Annotated in this window: 14 protein-coding genes; 3 read left to right on the top strand and 11 right to left on the bottom strand. The window is 41.6% G+C overall.

Translation table 11 applies throughout. From position 1 onward, the window contains the following. Positions 1-557: 557 nt before the first annotated feature. Positions 558-1,169 carry a 30S ribosomal protein S4 gene (gene rpsD / locus OC529_RS09855; RefSeq protein ID WP_000092756.1) on the bottom strand — a complete coding sequence of 204 codons (612 nt, stop codon included), beginning with the start codon at positions 1,167-1,169 and terminating at the stop codon, positions 558-560. A 346-nt stretch (positions 1,170-1,515) separates the two neighbouring features. On the opposite strand from rpsD, the gene OC529_RS09850 reads away from it, so the two are divergent. Then, positions 1,516-2,682 (top strand): IS30 family transposase, encoded by a 1,167-nt coding sequence (locus OC529_RS09850; protein ID WP_262081817.1) that lies wholly within the window; start codon positions 1,516-1,518, stop codon positions 2,680-2,682. Between the two features lie 234 nt (positions 2,683-2,916). On the opposite strand, the gene OC529_RS09845 is transcribed toward OC529_RS09850, so the two are convergent. The 10 genes from OC529_RS09845 to OC529_RS09800 all read right to left on the bottom strand — a co-directional run bounded on the left by OC529_RS09845 (position 2,917) and on the right by OC529_RS09800 (position 15,430). Continuing rightward, on the bottom strand, positions 2,917-3,960 hold the full coding sequence (locus OC529_RS09845; protein ID WP_262082045.1) for an ATP-binding protein: 1,044 nt from the start codon (positions 3,958-3,960) through the stop codon (positions 2,917-2,919). Beyond that, entirely contained in the window at positions 3,957-4,655 is a 699-nt protein-coding gene (locus tag OC529_RS09840) for a response regulator transcription factor (RefSeq protein WP_000520643.1), read from the bottom strand. Before OC529_RS09840 ends, OC529_RS09845 begins: the two co-directional genes overlap by 4 nt. A 166-nt stretch (positions 4,656-4,821) precedes the next feature. Beyond that, positions 4,822-7,521, bottom strand: a complete 2,700-nt coding sequence (locus tag OC529_RS09835) for a PavB family fibronectin-binding SSURE repeat adhesin (protein WP_262082044.1) — start codon at positions 7,519-7,521, stop codon at positions 4,822-4,824. Positions 7,522-7,636: 115 nt separating this feature from the next. Further along, entirely contained in the window at positions 7,637-8,653 is a 1,017-nt protein-coding gene (locus OC529_RS09830) for a glycosyltransferase family 2 protein (RefSeq protein WP_262082043.1), read from the bottom strand. 271 nt (positions 8,654-8,924) lie between these two features. Continuing rightward, complete coding sequence (locus tag OC529_RS09825) at positions 8,925-9,590, bottom strand: potassium channel family protein (RefSeq protein WP_050082205.1); 666 nt, start codon at positions 9,588-9,590, stop codon at positions 8,925-8,927. A 13-nt stretch (positions 9,591-9,603) separates the two neighbouring features. Continuing rightward, complete coding sequence (locus OC529_RS09820) at positions 9,604-10,983, bottom strand: potassium transporter TrkG (RefSeq protein WP_262082042.1); 1,380 nt, start codon at positions 10,981-10,983, stop codon at positions 9,604-9,606. A 33-nt stretch (positions 10,984-11,016) separates the two neighbouring features. Further along, entirely contained in the window at positions 11,017-11,781 is a 765-nt protein-coding gene (locus OC529_RS09815; protein WP_262082041.1) for a nucleoside phosphorylase, read from the bottom strand. Between the two features lie 668 nt (positions 11,782-12,449). After that, a complete protein-coding gene (locus OC529_RS09810) occupies positions 12,450-13,007 on the bottom strand; it encodes a sugar O-acetyltransferase (RefSeq protein ID WP_262082040.1) in 558 nt (185 codons plus the stop codon). Positions 13,008-13,113: 106 nt separating this feature from the next. Next, entirely contained in the window at positions 13,114-13,968 is an 855-nt protein-coding gene (locus tag OC529_RS09805) for a VOC family protein (RefSeq protein ID WP_262082039.1), read from the bottom strand. A gap of 244 nt (positions 13,969-14,212) precedes the next feature. Continuing rightward, on the bottom strand, positions 14,213-15,430 hold the full coding sequence (locus tag OC529_RS09800; protein ID WP_262082038.1) for a carbohydrate-binding domain-containing protein: 1,218 nt from the start codon (positions 15,428-15,430) through the stop codon (positions 14,213-14,215). 229 nt (positions 15,431-15,659) lie between these two features. Between OC529_RS09800 and OC529_RS09795 the strand changes: the two genes are divergently transcribed. After that, a complete protein-coding gene (locus OC529_RS09795; protein ID WP_262082037.1) occupies positions 15,660-16,436 on the top strand; it encodes a polyphosphate polymerase domain-containing protein in 777 nt (258 codons plus the stop codon). After that, positions 16,429-17,112, top strand: a complete 684-nt coding sequence (locus OC529_RS09790) for a DUF4956 domain-containing protein (RefSeq protein WP_262082036.1) — start codon at positions 16,429-16,431, stop codon at positions 17,110-17,112. The genes OC529_RS09795 and OC529_RS09790 overlap by 8 nt, the downstream gene beginning before the upstream one ends. Positions 17,113-17,244: the final 132 nt, after the last annotated feature.

The following is a 17,244-nucleotide window of genomic DNA, read 5'->3' as shown; positions in this document are numbered from 1 at the left end:
TGATACCTGATAAGTGTATCAATGTCAAGACTGAGCAAGAAATTTGTTCAGTCTTTTTTTAAAACTCGGTGATGTTCTCCTAAAAATTGTATGAATTTAGGCGTTCTAAAAAATTCTACCGCATACATATAAAAACAAAAGCTTGAAATATTGGGTGTTATATGTTAGAATGAACTTACAATGTGAGTAAAGTTACAGCATATGTAGCTAAAAAAGCCCCACCGTGCCACCGATGGGGTTTTTTGCTACCCTCTTAAAGGGTTAAATGCTACTTGCTACGTCTCTTTATCCATAGCTTGAAAAGCTCAGATAGTACGTTAACAAGTAACGGAGCTAGAAACACTGTGAGTAAAGTTTCTAACATATGTAACACCTCCCTTCCTTAAAGCGAAGGGGCCAAAATATTATATCATCAACATCGCGTCATTCTTGGAATAGATAGACTTAGATACACCAATAACCTTACTAGCAAATCTCTAAACAAACCCAGAGATTAACATTTTAAGACAAAGCAAAAAGCCCACTGTTGTAGGCTTCTTACAATATAAAGTCTTATCTTAAAGCATTTTGTTGTAGAATTCAACGACAAGTGCTTCGTTGATTTCTGGGTTGATTTCGTCGCGTTCTGGCAAGCGAGTCAATGAACCTTCCAATTTTTCAGCGTCGAATGATACGAATGCTGGACGTCCAAGAGTAGCTTCTACTGCTTCAAGGATAGCTGGAACTTTCAATGATTTTTCACGAACTGAGATCACTTGACCTGGAGTTACGCGGTATGATGGGATATCAACACGTTTTCCGTCAACAAGGATGTGACCGTGGTTTACGAATTGACGAGCTTGACGACGAGTAGTCGCAAGACCAAGACGGTAAACAACGTTATCCAAACGACGTTCCAAAAGAAGCATGAAGTTGAAACCTAGGATGCCGCCTTTGATTTTTGTAGCTTGTACGAACAAGTTACGGAATTGTTTTTCACCTACACCGTAAGTGAAACGAAGTTTTTGTTTTTCAGCCAATTGCAAACCGTATTCTGATAATTTAGAACGGTTGTTTGGTCCGTGTTGTCCTGGTACGTAGTTACGACGTGCCAATTCTTTACCTGTACCTGTAAGTGAAAGGCCAAGGCGACGAGCTTGTTTCCAAGATGGTCCTGTATAACGTGACATGTGAATGTCCTCCTGATATAAATAATATTTCGGTGGAAATAGTCACTTAGAAAGCCCTGATTCGTGCAGATGCCCTTCGCCTAAACAGCCAAGGTTACTTATCATAAGACACCTGTTGACGAGCTTCATGCTTTCCTGCTGATATTTCACACAAAATCCATTTTACCATGAATGGCTAGATTTGTAAAGGGGTTTTAAGCTTTATTTTCACTGCCAGAGAGGTTAAGAAGGAGGGCTAACTTCTCAAAGTAACTTCCACTTGCCTATCCAAAGTGGAAGTTAGTCTAAAACGGATTTTTATGGTGGAATTAAGTGTGAGACGTTTGAGTTAGAAATGAGGTCTACTATGACAAAACATAAACATCTTACCCTTTCAGACCGTAATGATATCCAACTGGGCTTAGAGCGCGGTGAAACCTTCAAAGCGATCGGGCAACTTATTCTAAAAGACCCGACTACTGTTTCCAAAGAAGTCAAACGAAACAGACAAGTCCGAGAGTCTACAGGCCATAACCTTCCTTGCCCTCTACTCGACAAGGCTCCCTTTGTCTGTAACGGCTGTCCTAAAAGAAGACAAAATTGTGGATTTAAAAAAATCTTCTACCTCGCTAAACAAGCTCAAAAACAATACGAACAAACTCTTGTAGAAGCTCGTGAAGGAACTCCCCTCAATTCTAAGACCTTCTGGGACATGGACAAAGTCATTTCTGATGGTGTTAAAAAGGGACAACACATCTATCATATCCTCAAAACTCACAATCTTGATGTCAGCTCCTCAACTGTCTATCGACACATCCGAAAAGGTTACCTGTCTATCGCTCCTATTGACCTAACCAGAGCCGTTAAATTTAAAGAACGAAGAAAAAGTAAGCTACCTCCCATCCCTAAAGAAGCTAAAAAAGGCCGTTCCTATGAGGATTTCCTAAATTATTTAACCCTTAATCAACTAGACTCTTGGCTAGAAATGGATACCGTTATGGGCAGAATGGGAGGTAAAGTCCTACTCACCTTCAATCTATCTTTCTGTAACTGTATCTTCGCTAGACTGCTGGATAATAAAACTGCCCTTGAGGTTACCAAACACCTCTATGACATCAAGAACACTCTTCACCAAGCTGACAAAGATTTCTTCCAACTCTTCCCTGTCATTCTTACCGATAATGGTGGAGAGTTTGCAAGGGTTGATGACATCGAAATGGATGTGCGAGGAGAGAGTAAACTCTTCTTTTGTGACCCTAATCGCTCTGACCAGAAAGGGAGAATCGAGAAAAATCACACCTTGATTCGCGACATCCTAACAAAGGGAATTTCCTTTGACAACTTAACTCAAGAGGACATCAATCTCGTCTGCTCTCATGTCAACAGCGTCAAACGTGCTGCTTTGAATGGAAAGTCAGCTTATGAACTCTTTGCCTTTACTTATGGAGAAGAAATTCCTAAGCTTCTCGGCATTTCTAAAATACCTGCAGAAGACGTCTGTCAGTCGTCTACATTACTCCAACATAAGTTCTAAAAACTAACCTAAAACCCTATTCAAACGTCTCACACTAACTTCCACCATAGCGGAACTTAATCTGAAACGCTTTCAGATGAGGGGATTTTGTGCGCTCTTTTTTTCGATTCCTTTCGGCTACAAAAACAATAAAATCAAGCATATTTAAAACCAGTGGAACTTACCCTGACACGGATTTCCACTGGTTTTTAGGATTTTTATCAGACTAACTTCCACTTGGATTAGCGGTGGAACTTAGTTTGGGAATTTACCGTTAAGAAGGAGGGTAAAGGTGCTTCCGAGGCCGTACTGGCTAGTAACTGTGATCTCTCCACCCAATTGATGGGCCAATTCACGCGCAATCGCAAGACCCAAGCCATGACCACCTGTCTTCATATTACGCGAAGTTTCTACACGATAAAGGCGTTTGAAAATATTCTCCAAGTCCTCTGGGGCAATCCCCTGTCCTTCATCGGTCACACTGATTGAAAGCTGGTGCTTCTCCAGCTTAGCCACCACTTCCAGCTTGGTTCCTGGAGCAGAGTATTTAAAAGCATTATTAACCAGATTCACCAAGATACGAGAAAGCTTGGCATAATCCCCCTCAATTCGGGCAGACTCTGGGATTACCTGTAAGTGGACATCTCTTCTCTCCTGCTCAATCAAGAACTGAAATTCACTCATGCACTCAATCAAGAGCTGATCCAGAAAAATACTGTCTTTACTAGTCATATCCGCCTGATTTCTAGCTGTGTTTAGGGTCAAAAAATTCAACTCTTCAACCAATTTATTGAGCCTTTCCGTCTGACGCCCAATGGTTGCTAGATAATGAGCTTGCTCCGACTCCTTGATAACCCCATCTAAAATCCCTTCTACCGTCGCTTGGATTGAAGTGATAGGAGTCTTAATATCATGCGAAAGTTGAGCAATCATCAAGCCCTTTTCTCGTTCGCTTTCTTCCAAGGAATCAAAGCTTGCCTGCAAATCATGGGACATTTCATTAAAAGCTTGCCCTAATTGTTGAAATTCTAAAGGGCCTTGAACCTCCAAATTTGAAGGAAAATCCTTGTCCGCTACCCGCTTGGCATGTTCCTTGAGTTTGCCCAACGACGTAAAGACCGGTGATAGGAGAAAGAGACTAATCCCAGCACCGACAAGGCTGGCAACGATGGTCATCCCAAGCAAAAAGTAAATCTCGCTTTTCTCAATCAGCATTTTTTGAACAGCCCAAAAAACAACCAAAATGGTTAAGAGGGTTGAAATAATATATCCAACCAAAATATAACTTTTTAGTTTCATGTTTGTCCTCTCGGTTTCTCTATCTTATATCCCAACCCCCAAACTGTCTTAATAGTGGGCGTTTGGTCACTACTATATTTTGCCAACTCCTGTCGAAGAGCATGGATATGCACATTCAAGGTATTGGTATCATCCACATAGTCTTCTTGCCAAACCTTTTCATAGAGGTCTGTCTTGGAGAAAACTCGCTCTGGATTGCTAGCTAAAATCCACAGCAATTCAAATGATTTAACAGTCAAATCCAGCATTTCTTCTCCTATTTGAACTTCATGACTACTATGATTCATTTTCAGATTACCAAGGGAAATCAGCTCTGTTTCGCCCCCACGATGAAGGCGGCGCAAAATATTATGGACACGCAAAACCAGCTCACGAGGGCTAAAGGGCTTAGCAATAAAATCATCTGCTCCCAAGCTCAGGCCGTAAATCTTGTCCTGTTCACTGGTCTTAGCAGTAATAAATAGGAAAGGCTGCTCTGGTGATAAGTATTGAACCTCACTGATTAAATCATAACCATCCATCCGAGGCATCATGACATCTGTGATAATCAAATCAATCGGTTTTTTCTTGAACAGCTCTAGCGCTTCCAGTCCATCATGGGCTACCAAGACCTGATAACCTGCCTGAATTAAGTATCTCTGATGAATATCGGTGATTTCTACCTCGTCGTCAACGAGTAAAATTGTCTTTCCCATCTGTCTCTCCTTTGATAAAAACAGTGCTATACTGCTTTAAGTATAACACTATTTTTATTGTTTTACGATGATTTTAATCTGCTATTGAAAGAAAGTCCTGATTGCTGATTGAGTTGGTAAACTAGCCTTAGTCAGCCTACTATCCCTCATTTATTTCCTTAGCTGATTAGTTTTCTTCTTTTTTGTTTTTCAAACCTAGACCACCGAGTAAACCTGCAAGCGCAAGCCCAAGGAAACCAATACTTGCCATTGATGTTTGAGCTTCACCAGTATTTGGTAGCATAGCTTTATCATCTGACATCATCTTGTCTGACATCATCGTATCAGCCATCTTGTTAGCAGAAGCAGCCATGTTTTCACCTGCCATCGTATTGGTAGAGCTTGTCATGGTGTCAGCAGGCATGCTATCTGTAGTACCTGGAGCTGGAGTCTCAGTCTTCATACCTGATTTTTCCATTTGGTCATTTGCTGGCATTGCTTTATCAGTCTCTTTGGCTGGTGCCATCATGTCCTTATGGTCAGCAGCCGTTTGATGAGTCGCACCTGTAGCATGACTGTGATTCATCGGAGTCACGCCAGAACCAGAGTTAGAAGATGAGAATGAACCATTTGCTGTGTCTGATGTTTCTTTAACATTTATCTTAATAGTCACTTGTTTAGTTGCTACGATATTTGTCAAATCTGCTTTACCATCTTTGTTACCGTAAACTTTAACAGTAGCATTGTAAGTCTGAGTACCATTAGCACGAAGCTGATCGATTAAAGCTTGACCTTGTTTACCAACAGTATTGCCATTTAAGTCTACTTCATAGAAATACTGACCTTTTGTTTTCACATTTTCTCCTAATGGAGATAAAGCAGGATTTTTAGCTACACCATTATCAGACCATGGAGCCTTATCAGAAGCTTTGAGCAAGAGACGAGTCAACATACCATCACCAGCGAAGAGTTCATAAGGAATTACTTGATTTACACCGGCAGTGAAAGGACCTTTTCCTTCAGCTTTTTCAAGATAAGCAGCAGGAACATCAATACTGTCTTTAACGTTATCTTTAACAGCTTTTTCGACAGTTTCTTTAGCAACTAATCCATTGATGTTGATGTCTACATTTTTAGTAGCAACTAGATTAGTCAAGTCAGCTTTACCGTCTTTATTTCCGTAAACTTTAACAGTAGCTTTATAAGTTTGAGTACCATTAGCACGAAGCTGATCAATTAAATCTTGACCTTGTTTACCAACAGTATTGCCATTTAAGTCTACTTCATAGAAGTATTGACCTTTTGTTTTCACATTTTCTCCTAATGGAGATAAAGCAGGATTTTTAGCTACACCATTATCAGACCATGGAGCCTTATCAGAAGCTTTGAGCAAGAGACGAGTCAACATACCATCACCAGCGAAGAGTTCATAAGGAATTACTTGATTTACACCGGCAGTGAAAGGACCTTTTCCTTCAGCTTTTTCAAGATAAGCAGCAGGAACATCAATACTGTCTTTAACGTTATCTTTAACAGCTTTTTCGACAGTTTCTTTAGCAACTAATCCATTGATGTTGATGTCTACATTTTTAGTAGCAACTAGATTAGTCAAGTCAGCTTTACCGTCTTTATTTCCGTAAACTTTAACAGTAGCTTTATAAGTTTGAGTACCATTAGCACGAAGCTGATCAATTAAATCTTGACCTTGTTTACCAACAGTATTGCCATTTAAGTCTACTTCATAGAAATATTGACCTTTAGTGTTCACATTTTCTCCTAATGGAGATAAAGCAGGATTTTTAGCTACACCATTATCAGACCAAGGAGCCTTATCAGAAGCTTTTAGTAATAGACGAGTCAACATACCATCACCTGCGAATAGTTCATAAGGAATTACTTGGTTTACACCGGCAGTGAAAGGACCTTTTCCTTCAGCTTTTTCAAGATAAGCTGCTGGAACATCGATACTGTCTTTAACGTTGTTTTCAACTGCAGAGTTAACATCGCTTCTTGTTACAAGACCGTTCAAGGTAATATTGACTTTACGTTCCTTGACAACCTTAGTCAAATCAGGTTTATCTCCGGCTGCTTCATAGACAGTCAGGGTAGCTTCATAGGTATTTGTACCATTAGTACGAAGTGTATCTAATAAATCCTGACCCTGCTTACCTGTGGTGTTACCATTCAAAGATACTTGATAGTAATACTTGTCATCAGGTAAATTTTTCACTGGTGGAATTTTCTCGTTTTGAGCGACACCGTTATCTGACCATGGAGCCTTGTCAGATGCTTTGAGCAAGAGACGAGTCAACATACCATCGCCTGCGAAAAGTTCATATTTAAGCGGTTTGTTTACACCAGCCAAGAAAGGACCGGGAACTTTGGCTTGTTCTAGGTAGCCAGCTGGGACATCGATACTGTCTTTAACATCCTCATCGACAGCTTTTTCAATATCTGCTGGGGTTGCTTGTGTCCCATCCACATCAGCTGTATCTACAGCGTCTTTTAAGACATCTGTTAGCTCTGGATTTTCTTGAGCTTCTTCACCTTTTTCAAAAAGTGTATCCAGACGAGAAGGGCTTGTTTCCTCGCTCACTTCAGTTCCTTCTGTAGGTGTAGAAAGTGAGTTTGTATTTCCAGCAACGACCTCAGGTTTCACTTGAGCAAGAACGGTGTCTCCCTGAGTTTCTGCTAAGTCACCCTCTTTCGTTACCGATTCCCCTTCAGGTAAGACTTGAGCAGGGGTAGGATTGAGCCCATCGGCACGTACAGAACTTGGCTGACCAACTAGGACAAAGAAGCCACTAGCCACAACAACTGAGGCAACACCGACACTAAGACGGCGAATAGACCAACGAGTATATCTTTGATTTGGATTGAATTTCATAGGATTCTCCTTAGAGTTTTTCTTTATTTGATGACTCTAGTATAATCTCCTAAAATTAAAAAGGACTAAGAAAAAGTTAAAATTTTTCTTAAATCCCTCTTATAAAATACTTATATCAATTAAATCCATAAACAGATTTGGTGATTTGATAGACAACATTGGACAGTTTGCGGGCTGGCAAGACCGAATGTTTGGTCAAACGGCTGAGCATGGTTTTGCGAATAGCCTGAAAGACCTCTGGATTTTCCTGCTGAATATAGGTCCACAGCTCCCGTTTTTTGGCAAGATGCTCTGCTGTGCCTGCTCGGTTGAGCAAAGCACTGGAAATCACCGTCGTAATCTCAATGTGATTCAGCAGATATTCTCGCATTTTGGGGTGGCTTACTTTAGATAAATCAAGCTGGTCTACTAAAAGACGATTAACCTTGAGTTGCTGGTCAATGCGCTTAATCATCACTTGCTCATTGACAGACTGGTCCTCACGCCCAATCAAATAACGATAGAAATCGACAGGCAGATAGTACATGGTCTTGACCTGCTGAAGGGGGGTAAAGACAAAGAGATTATCGACATAAAAAGTATGCTCAGGAAATTGGAACTGGCTCACTCGCAACAAATCCGTCCGATAAATCAGCGAGTGCATCATGATATACTGGCCTTTGGAGAAATTTCCGACCTGGTCCCAGCCAAAAATCTGTTGGACAGGCAAGACTGACTCATAACTCATACTCTTCTTACGAGACTGACCTTCCTTTTCATATACAAAATTAGTCACAAAGGCATCTACTTCCTGCCCCTCACTCTCTAGTTCCTGCAAGGTTTCAAGAATTTTTAAGTAGGCACGAGGATCCACCCAGTCATCACTATCCACTACTTTAAAATAGCGCCCAGAAGCCTCCGCCAAGCCACGATTGACCGCACCGCCATGGCCCTTATTTTCCTGATAGATGGCTCTAACGATGTTAGGATACTTGCTGGCCAAACGCTCAGCGATTTCCTGAGTCTGGTCCTGAGACCCATCATTGATAATCAAAATCTCAACTTGCTCACCACCAATCACTAGCGACTCCACACAGTAATGAAGATAGGCTGCAGCATTATAGCTAGGGATGGCGATAGACAATAACTTCATAATCTGCTCCTTTAGGGGACTGATTTTTTCTTATACTCTTCGAAAATTAAATTCAAACCGCGTCAACCCTATCTGCAACCTCAAAACACTGTCTTGAGCAACCTACGGCTAGTTTCCTAGTTTGATCTTTGATTTTCATTGAGTATTACTCTCTCTTGTCACTTCTTTCTATTTTACCATAAAGTCCAGCCTTTGAAGAACTTTTACTAGAATACAAGGCTTCTGTCTCTCTTTGCCATCTTGGGCATCAAAAAAGAGGGATCATCCCTCTTTACGAATTCAATGCTGCTAGGGTATCCAAATACTGGTTGTTGATGACTGCCAAAATATAGGTATCTGCCTTCAAGAGGTCATCTGGTCCAAATTCAACATCCAATGGGGAATTTTCCTGCTCTCGGAAACCCAAAATATTCAGATTGTATTTGCCACGAAGGTCTAATTTACTCAGACTTTGACCTGCCCAAGACTGAGGAATTTTCATCTCCACAATAGAGACATTTTTATCCAACTGAAAGACATCAACACTATTATGGAAAAGAATGGTCTGTGCTAGGGACTGCCCCATTTCATACTCTGGCGAGATAACCGAGTCAGCTCCAATCTTTTCCAGCACTTTCTTAGCAGTCTGACTTTTGACCTTAGCAATAACAGTCGGTACCCCCAAACTCTTACAGTGCATAACCGCAAGCACACTCGACTCCAGATTTTCACCTGTCGCGACTACAACGGTATCGCAGGTATCAATCCCTGCTGATCTCAATAATTCTTCATCTGTGATGTCACCAATCACTCCACGCGCCAAAACTGGCTCAAACTGATTGATGCGCTCTGCGTGGTCATCAATAGCGATAATATTCATATCCTGCTTGGCTAGGGCAGCTAGGACACTACTCCCAAAAATTCCCAAGCCTAAAATTCCAATCGTACGATCTGACATGCTCTTTCCTTTCTTAACCAATACTAATATCTGCTTTCATATAGTGAATCATATCTTTCTTTTCTGGATGGTAATCTGCTAGACTGACCAGCAGGGTCAAGGGACCAATTCGTCCGATAAACATGAGAACCATAATCACACTTAGAGCTAATTTCCCTAAATCTGGAGTTAAATTTGCCGTCACTCCGACTGTCCCAAGAGCAGAAATGGTTTCAAATATGAGGTGGATAAAGGGAGGATTTCCCTTGACTGTGATCCCTAGTAAAATCAAGCCCAGCAAGAAGGTCATCAAAAAGATAATAAAGACACTAAAGGATTTTTGAACTGTTCGTGGCGCAATCGTCCGTCGAGCGACATTGGCATGAGGTAAGCCTAGAAGCTCACTTCGTGCAAAGACCAAGAGGACAAAAAATGTGGTAATCTTGAGCCCCCCAGCTGTCCCTCCTGGAGCCCCACCTAGAAACATCTGCAAGATATAAATCAATAAGGTAACAGGACGAGCCATGCTGTAATCAATTGTCCCAAAACCAGCCGTTCTCATGCTGACAGTTTGGAAAAAGCTGACCAAGACCTTATCTGCAACAGGGAGATTGCCAATCGTCCCTGCATTGTTCCATTCAAGAACGAGACTGCTCACCGTCCCAAAAGCTAGTAGCCCCACCGTCAGTAATAAAACCAGTTTGGTGTGAAAATGCAGGCGCCCTTTTTTCTTTTTCCCTATATGCGTAGCAAGGTCAAACCAGACCATAAATCCAAGACCACCTGTGATAATCAAACCTGCGATGACCAGATTAACCAAGGGATCAGTCTGAAAAGCAATCAAGCTCGTACTTCCAAAATTATCAAAACCGGCATTACAGAAGGCGGATATAGCTAGAAAAATAGCACTAAAGAGACCGCGCCCCCAGCCAAGTTGAGGAACAAAACGAAAACTGAGGAATAGAGCTCCCAAACCCTCAACCAAAAAAGTCGTGAGAAAAATAGAATAGACAAACTTTCTCAAAGATCGAGTCTCTCCATAACTAAAACTATCCTGAATAGTTGCACGGCTACGAAGACTAAGCTTTTGCTTGCTCTGGATATAGAAAACCCCAATAAAGGTCATGAGCCCCAGACCACCAATCTGAATCAAGAACATACAAATGAGCTGACCCCAAATATTGTAGGTGTCAGCGACAGGCTGGGTAAAAAGACCTGTCACACAGACCATAGATACAGTTGTAAAAAGATGATCAAAATAAGTCGCTTGAGAGCTAGGCACTTGGACAAAAGGCAAGCTCAAAAGAAGAGAGCCTAGTAAAATGACCAAGGCGAAACTCAAAAAAATACGACGGGCAGGCGATAAACGAGATAAGCCTAGCTCTATTTTTTCCTTAGATAATTTAAATAACATACATCCATTGTACCATAAAAAGTAGGAGAGTAGCTATATCTGAAAGGCTATCTCAAGGCAGAGTTCCAAGGCCTTTTCGAAAGCTTCCGAACCCCAGTCACGACTATCGTACCGGTCCAAGTCTGCTAAGGAATCAGCTGTAAACAACAACTCTCCCCAGAGAATCCCACGCAGTTGGGCTACTGCCGCAAGTGCAGCACACTCCATCTCCACAACAGCACAGCCTTCTTCCTTACGATAAGCCACCTTTTCAGCCGTTTCTCGGTAAAAACCATCTGTCGTCCAGGTCATGACTTCTTCATAGGGAATCTCTCTGGCTTCCAAAACTTGCTCAATAGCAGCAATAGCCTCTGGCTGCATTTCTATATAACGAGAAGGTACCACATAGTGGTAACTGGTTCCTTCATCTCGCAGAGCGCAAACAGGGACTAGAAAGGCATTTTCCTCTATATCGGCTAAGACACCACAGGTACCTGTGGAAATAATCTGCTCCACACCATAGCCAATCAACCAATCCATAAACTGGGCTGCTGGAGCTGAACCAACAGGAGCCTGAGCCAGACAGACCTCCTCACCCTCATAGTTGATGACATAGACTAGATAGGTCTTGGTGGCAGAAACAAATTCACCGACACAGTTGGCCCCTACTTCCCTCGCATAGCGGTCAATCTCCTCATCTAAAAAAGCATAGACACACTTCTTTGGCAACTGTAAATCCAACCCCTCGTGATTGGGCATGATAACCGCCTGAGGATTATCATCAAACTCTAAAATGGGAATCGCGTGTTTCTGAATCATAACCTACCTCCTCTAATTTTGTACTATTGTATCAAAAATTGACGGAGTGTCAAGGAGGGGCTGATGAACTGAGGAGAGAAACAATACAATAACAATATTTTTGACAGAGACTCTTTTTAATGGTACAATGGACTTGCTTAAAAGTTCGATGAAATAAGCACATAAGAAAACACCACCGGTTGCCGCCAGTGGTGTTTTTTTGCGCTTGCTCAAGGCGCTCAGGCTATTTCTTTTTCTTGTCGCATTTGCTTGCTACAAATCGGATAAGCCACTCCGATAAGACATTCGCTAGTGTACCAGCAAGAATAGGTAGCAAGACAAGTTCGATGAAATAAGCACATAAGATTACCTCCTGCCTGCGCAGTCTAGTGTTTGCGACCTTACTATTGTATCATCTTTGACTGAAAATAAATAGAAAAAATCATTGACATCATCGAGTCATCCACAAAAACTCTCTCCTACACTAGTACTTCTTGCATCAAAAAGCATCCCAGTTACAAGATGATTTAAAATTGATCAATGAAGCAGACTTGCTAAGATATAGAGTAAGTAAATGTGGGTTGGGTAAAAAATATAGAAGAAGTTTTTATCTCCACTCCCTTTTTCTCCATTATAGAAGAACAAGGGAATGACAGAAAAGAAACAACACCCGCTGTTCCTTTCTACTTCTATTTCACAGGTATCTCCTTAATCACGCGCGCAGGATTGCCACCTAACACAACATTATCTCCAAAGGACCTGGTAATCACGGCCCCTGCTCCTGCGACAACATTATTCCCAAGTGTAACTCCAGGCAGTACAATGACGCCACCACCAGCCCAGAAATTGTCTCCGATTGTGATATGCTTACCGTACTCAATACCTGAATTTCGCTCATGTGGATCCAGCGGATGAAGTGGAGTCAAGAACTGACAGTTGGGACCAATCATGGCATTGTCTCCAATGCGAATCGGACAAACATCCAGCATGGTCAAGTTCCAGTTAGAATAAAAATTTTCCCCTAGATGGATATTGACTCCATAATCGACCACCAGACATGGATTGACATATAGATTTTGCCCAGTCGAACCAAACCAAGCCTTAATGATTCCAGCTCCCTTTAAGGGATCTTCTTCTCGGTTAAAGGCAGCCTGTTTTTGGCGAGAAGCCTGAGCCAAGGCCCGCAGTTCTGGATCCGATGGACGGTAAACCTCTCCTGCTATCATTTTCTGGTATTCACTGGTCATTGTATTCTTCTCCTTATTTCCTACTATCATATCAAATTTTCTACATATCTGACTAGGATAAGGAGCACTTTCTACAATTTATACTCTAATTTCCATCACATACTGTCTAGCTTGCTAAGCGGATACGCGTCACAATTCCATCTGGGTCGGTCACTTCTAACTGAGTTGATGTCAGCCACTTGATAGGCGCTTCAACTTCTTGTCCTCGGTGCGCAATTGCTAGAAGTTCTTCTTTGCTTGCGACTTCAATGACATAGTAGGCCAAGCCAGGTAATCCTTGTTCACTTCTGGCTAGCCTTTTTCCTCCCCACTCGTTGACTGCTAAATGATGATGATAATCCCCAGACGCAATCCAACTAGCACTAAGTAGACTAAATTTATCCTCTAGTCCTAAAACCTTTTGATAAAACTGGCTGGATTTTCGACTATCCCTGACAGAAAGATGGATATGCCCCATGCGCGTAGCAGAGGCTATCTCAAAAGGTTCTACTTTACGTCCCATCTCATATATTTCTTGAGCAGATAAGGCTTCAGTCACTCCGACAATGCGCCCATCCTCACGAATATCCCAGTCCTCTACAGGCTTATCACGATAAATTTCAATCCCATTCCCTTCTAAATCTTCCAGGTAGATTGCTTCACTGTAGCCATGATCCGCCCCGCCGACTAGCTGAATTTGCAGCTCTGCTATATGCTTAAACAGATTTGCCAAATCCTCACGACTTGGTAAAAGGATAGCTATGTGATAGAGACCATAGTGATCTTGCACCTCCTCTAGCCTGTCTGTTTTCAGTAAATGAACCAAAGCCTTTCCACCAGCTCCTAAAATACTTTCAGATTCTGTCTGAGAAAGGATTTCCAAGCCTAGAATCTGATGATAGAAGGCAGTCTGACTCGCCACATCCTTTACATTTAAAACTGCCTCTGCCAAATAAATCTTACTATTGTATGCGTAGGTCATCTATTTCTCCTTTGCTCTTTTTATTGTAACTTTATTTATTGCAACATTATACTCCTTTTTTACTTAGAGTCAAGTAGAACAACTCAAATAGCAGGACAAAACGATGTTGGGTAAAAAGTCGACTTCAGGAGAAAATGAAGTAAATCTCCCCACAATAAAACGCATAGTACCAAGGTTTCTCTGTACCGACCTGATACTATGCGTTTTCTGATTTCAAAGACTTCTTGTCCAGCCTCGTTCTTGTTTATCCTCGTCCGCCAGGACCTCTATTCGGACCTCCGCCTCCAGGCATAGAATTAACAATATCAGTTTGTTTTTCGCCGTTGATGTAAATATCCCCACCTGTATAGGTTGCTGTTCCATCAAAGTCAAAGCCTGATTGTCCTATCAATTTAATGGTTCCGCCTGTGACCGTGATATTCCCGTTTGAGTCAATCGGATCTGTGTCCCCTTGACCGACTTCTACAGTTAGATTTCCACCTGTCATAGTAAAGTAAATGTCACTTTGCTGGGCATTTTTATTGGCTGCATTGACCCCATCATCTGTCGAGTAGACATTGATATCTCCACCATTGATCGTAATGGCTTTCCCTTCAATTCCTTCAGTCACATTCTTGACTGTGTAAGTACCACTATCAATCACTAGGTTGCCAGAAGCGTGAATGCCGTCATCGCCTGCTGTGACTGTTATGGTATTGTTCGCCAAATACATATTTCCGACAGTCATATCGTCATCATTGTCAACTTTGACACCATCTTCCTTAGCATCGATCGTCATGGTCGCACCAGTGACATTAAGTTCATCATTGACATTAAAGGCATCGCCAACTGATGTGATGTTAAAGGTTCCACCTGTGATGTGGAGGGTGTCGTTAGCCTTGATAGCATTGCTTTTCTTGCCATCTACATTGAGAGTTCCTGAACCATTGATGGTCAAATCAATCTTAGAAAAGAGAGCGGCATTTGCCTTTTCATCACTGTTAGAGCTTGAGTCAGAGAGACTGTTTGTCGTCCCGTCTGCTAAAGTGAGGTAGACATGACCTGCGCTTGTAGCCGAAATAGCCGCATCTGTATTGGTCATGGTCACACCTTTGAGAACAAGTTTCACATCATCAGACTTATCAGCTGCAATTTTAATTTGCACTCCGTCAGACTGACCAGAAATGACATAGGTACCTGCTTTTGAGATGGTCACCGTTGAGCCAGAAACTGTCACACCGTCTCCAGAGACACTTGCAGATGAGCCCGACAATTCAATCTTAGAGGCTGTATTTTCATCATATGAAGTGTCGTAGTCCTTTTCTGTAAAGTAAGAAGATTGACTGTTTTTAGTTGAAGTTGTGATTGCAGTAGTATCTGCCGCTGCAGTTGTACTTGACTTGGTCGTTGACTGCCCACAAGCTGTCATCAAAGTCAAAGCTGTTAAACTGGTTAAGATTAGAGTCCATTTTTTTGATTTCATACTTTTTTCCTCGCCTTCATTTAGCTTGACCTTAGTTTACAGGGTAAGTCTGAAAAAAATCTAAACTTTTTCTGAAAGTTTTCTTAAGTTCAGTTTCAGTTAAGTTATCTTTAACAAAAGTTTTAGGAAAATTCCATAGACTAATTACAAGCAAGTTCAACTTGCCCAGACACATATATCTTCTAATAAGATAGAGTGCTGAAACAGTTTGATAAAGGAGACAGGATTTATGAAACCAATTGAAACAAGCTTTAAACGAATTGAAACCAAATATGTCGTTGCCAAGACTGACTTGGCTGATTTAATAGAAGACTTAAAAACATACCTCGTAGAAGACGACTATCCAACTTCGACCATTTCTAATATCTACTTTGATACAGAACAATTTGATATGATTCAAGATGATAGCCAAGGTACTAAGCGCAAAGAAAAGATTCGGATGCGAACCTATCTCAGTCAAGTCCAGCCCGATAGTCAGGTATTTTTAGAAATCAAATCCAAGGACAGGACTGGTGTCGGGCGTAAATATCGTCTCTTATCGACTCCCCAGTCTATCACCCAGTTTATGACCAAGGGACAGCTGGATAGCAGTATCAAGGATCGAATGATGATTGAAAAAATTCAACAACTCCAAGAGGAATATCAGAAAGCCATCATCCCTCGTATGTATATCTACTACGACCGTTTTTCTCTCAAGGAAAAGAAAGAAATTAGCGGATTTCCCTACAATAAAATTCGTATCACCATTGACCAAAATCTAACCTATCGTGATGAGAATGTCAGTTTATTCTCAGGAAAGGACGGTTTCCCTCTACTAAACGAGGACATTGTCATCATGGAAATTAAAGCTCCAGGTAGAAAACCCCAATGGCTACAAGATATTCTCGACCAATATGGACTGGTAGAGCAGAAATTTTCAAAATACAGCTGCGCCTACCACAAGTCTCAAGGGCTAGACTATAGCCCACGATCAAGCACAGAAAGTGTAGGTACTACTTATGTCTAATCTTTTCAACTCCATTTTCAACGACACAACTGCTACTGCCAATCCTATCCAGCTCTTTCTGGCTCTCTTAGTCAGCCTGATCTTAGGTTTGGCGCTGACCTGGGCTTACAAACACCGTACTCTCTATACACGGGAATTTGCTGTTAGTTTGACCCTACTCCCCTGCTTGATAACTTTGGTCATCTTTCTGGTAAATGGCAGCTTAGGAACCTCTATCGCTGTTGCAGGAACCTTTAGCCTCATTCGTTTCCGTTCAGCCACCAGTGGCTCACGGGAACTAATTGCTATCTTTCTTGCCATGATTATCGGGCTGGCAGCAGGGACAGGCTATCTAGCTCTAGCGATTCTCTTCACTGTCTTTATCTTAGCGGTATGGCTTCTTTTAGAGAAACAACAAAGCAAGAGCAACCACCAACGTCGCAGACTATTAACTATCACAATCGCCAACCAAGAAAATCAACTTCAAACTATCCAATCTGGACTGGCACAATTCTGTACCGAGTTAGACCTCATCTCCATTGATACCAGCAATGATGGAGAACAAGTCACCACTGTCTACGAAGTGGATTTCAAGGCTCAAACCGATGATTTTCAAGTCATCCATTACCTCACTAAAGAACAAGATACTTACCAGGTTTCCCTGACCAAGAATGCCAAGAAGAGAAAGAATTTGTAATTTTCAAATCAAATAGCAAACTAAGAATCTCTTGAGTACCACCATTCTTTACCAATCAAAAAACTCCGTAGTCTCTAGCGCCATAAATCCGGCTAGAGATTACAGAGTTATTTTTTAATCTAAACTTCCTAC

This window comes from Streptococcus sp. Marseille-Q5855 (assembly GCF_946901985.1).
In the GTDB taxonomy this organism is placed as follows: Bacteria; Bacillota; Bacilli; order Lactobacillales; family Streptococcaceae; genus Streptococcus.
This window is presented reverse-complemented; position numbering and strand designations above follow the sequence as displayed.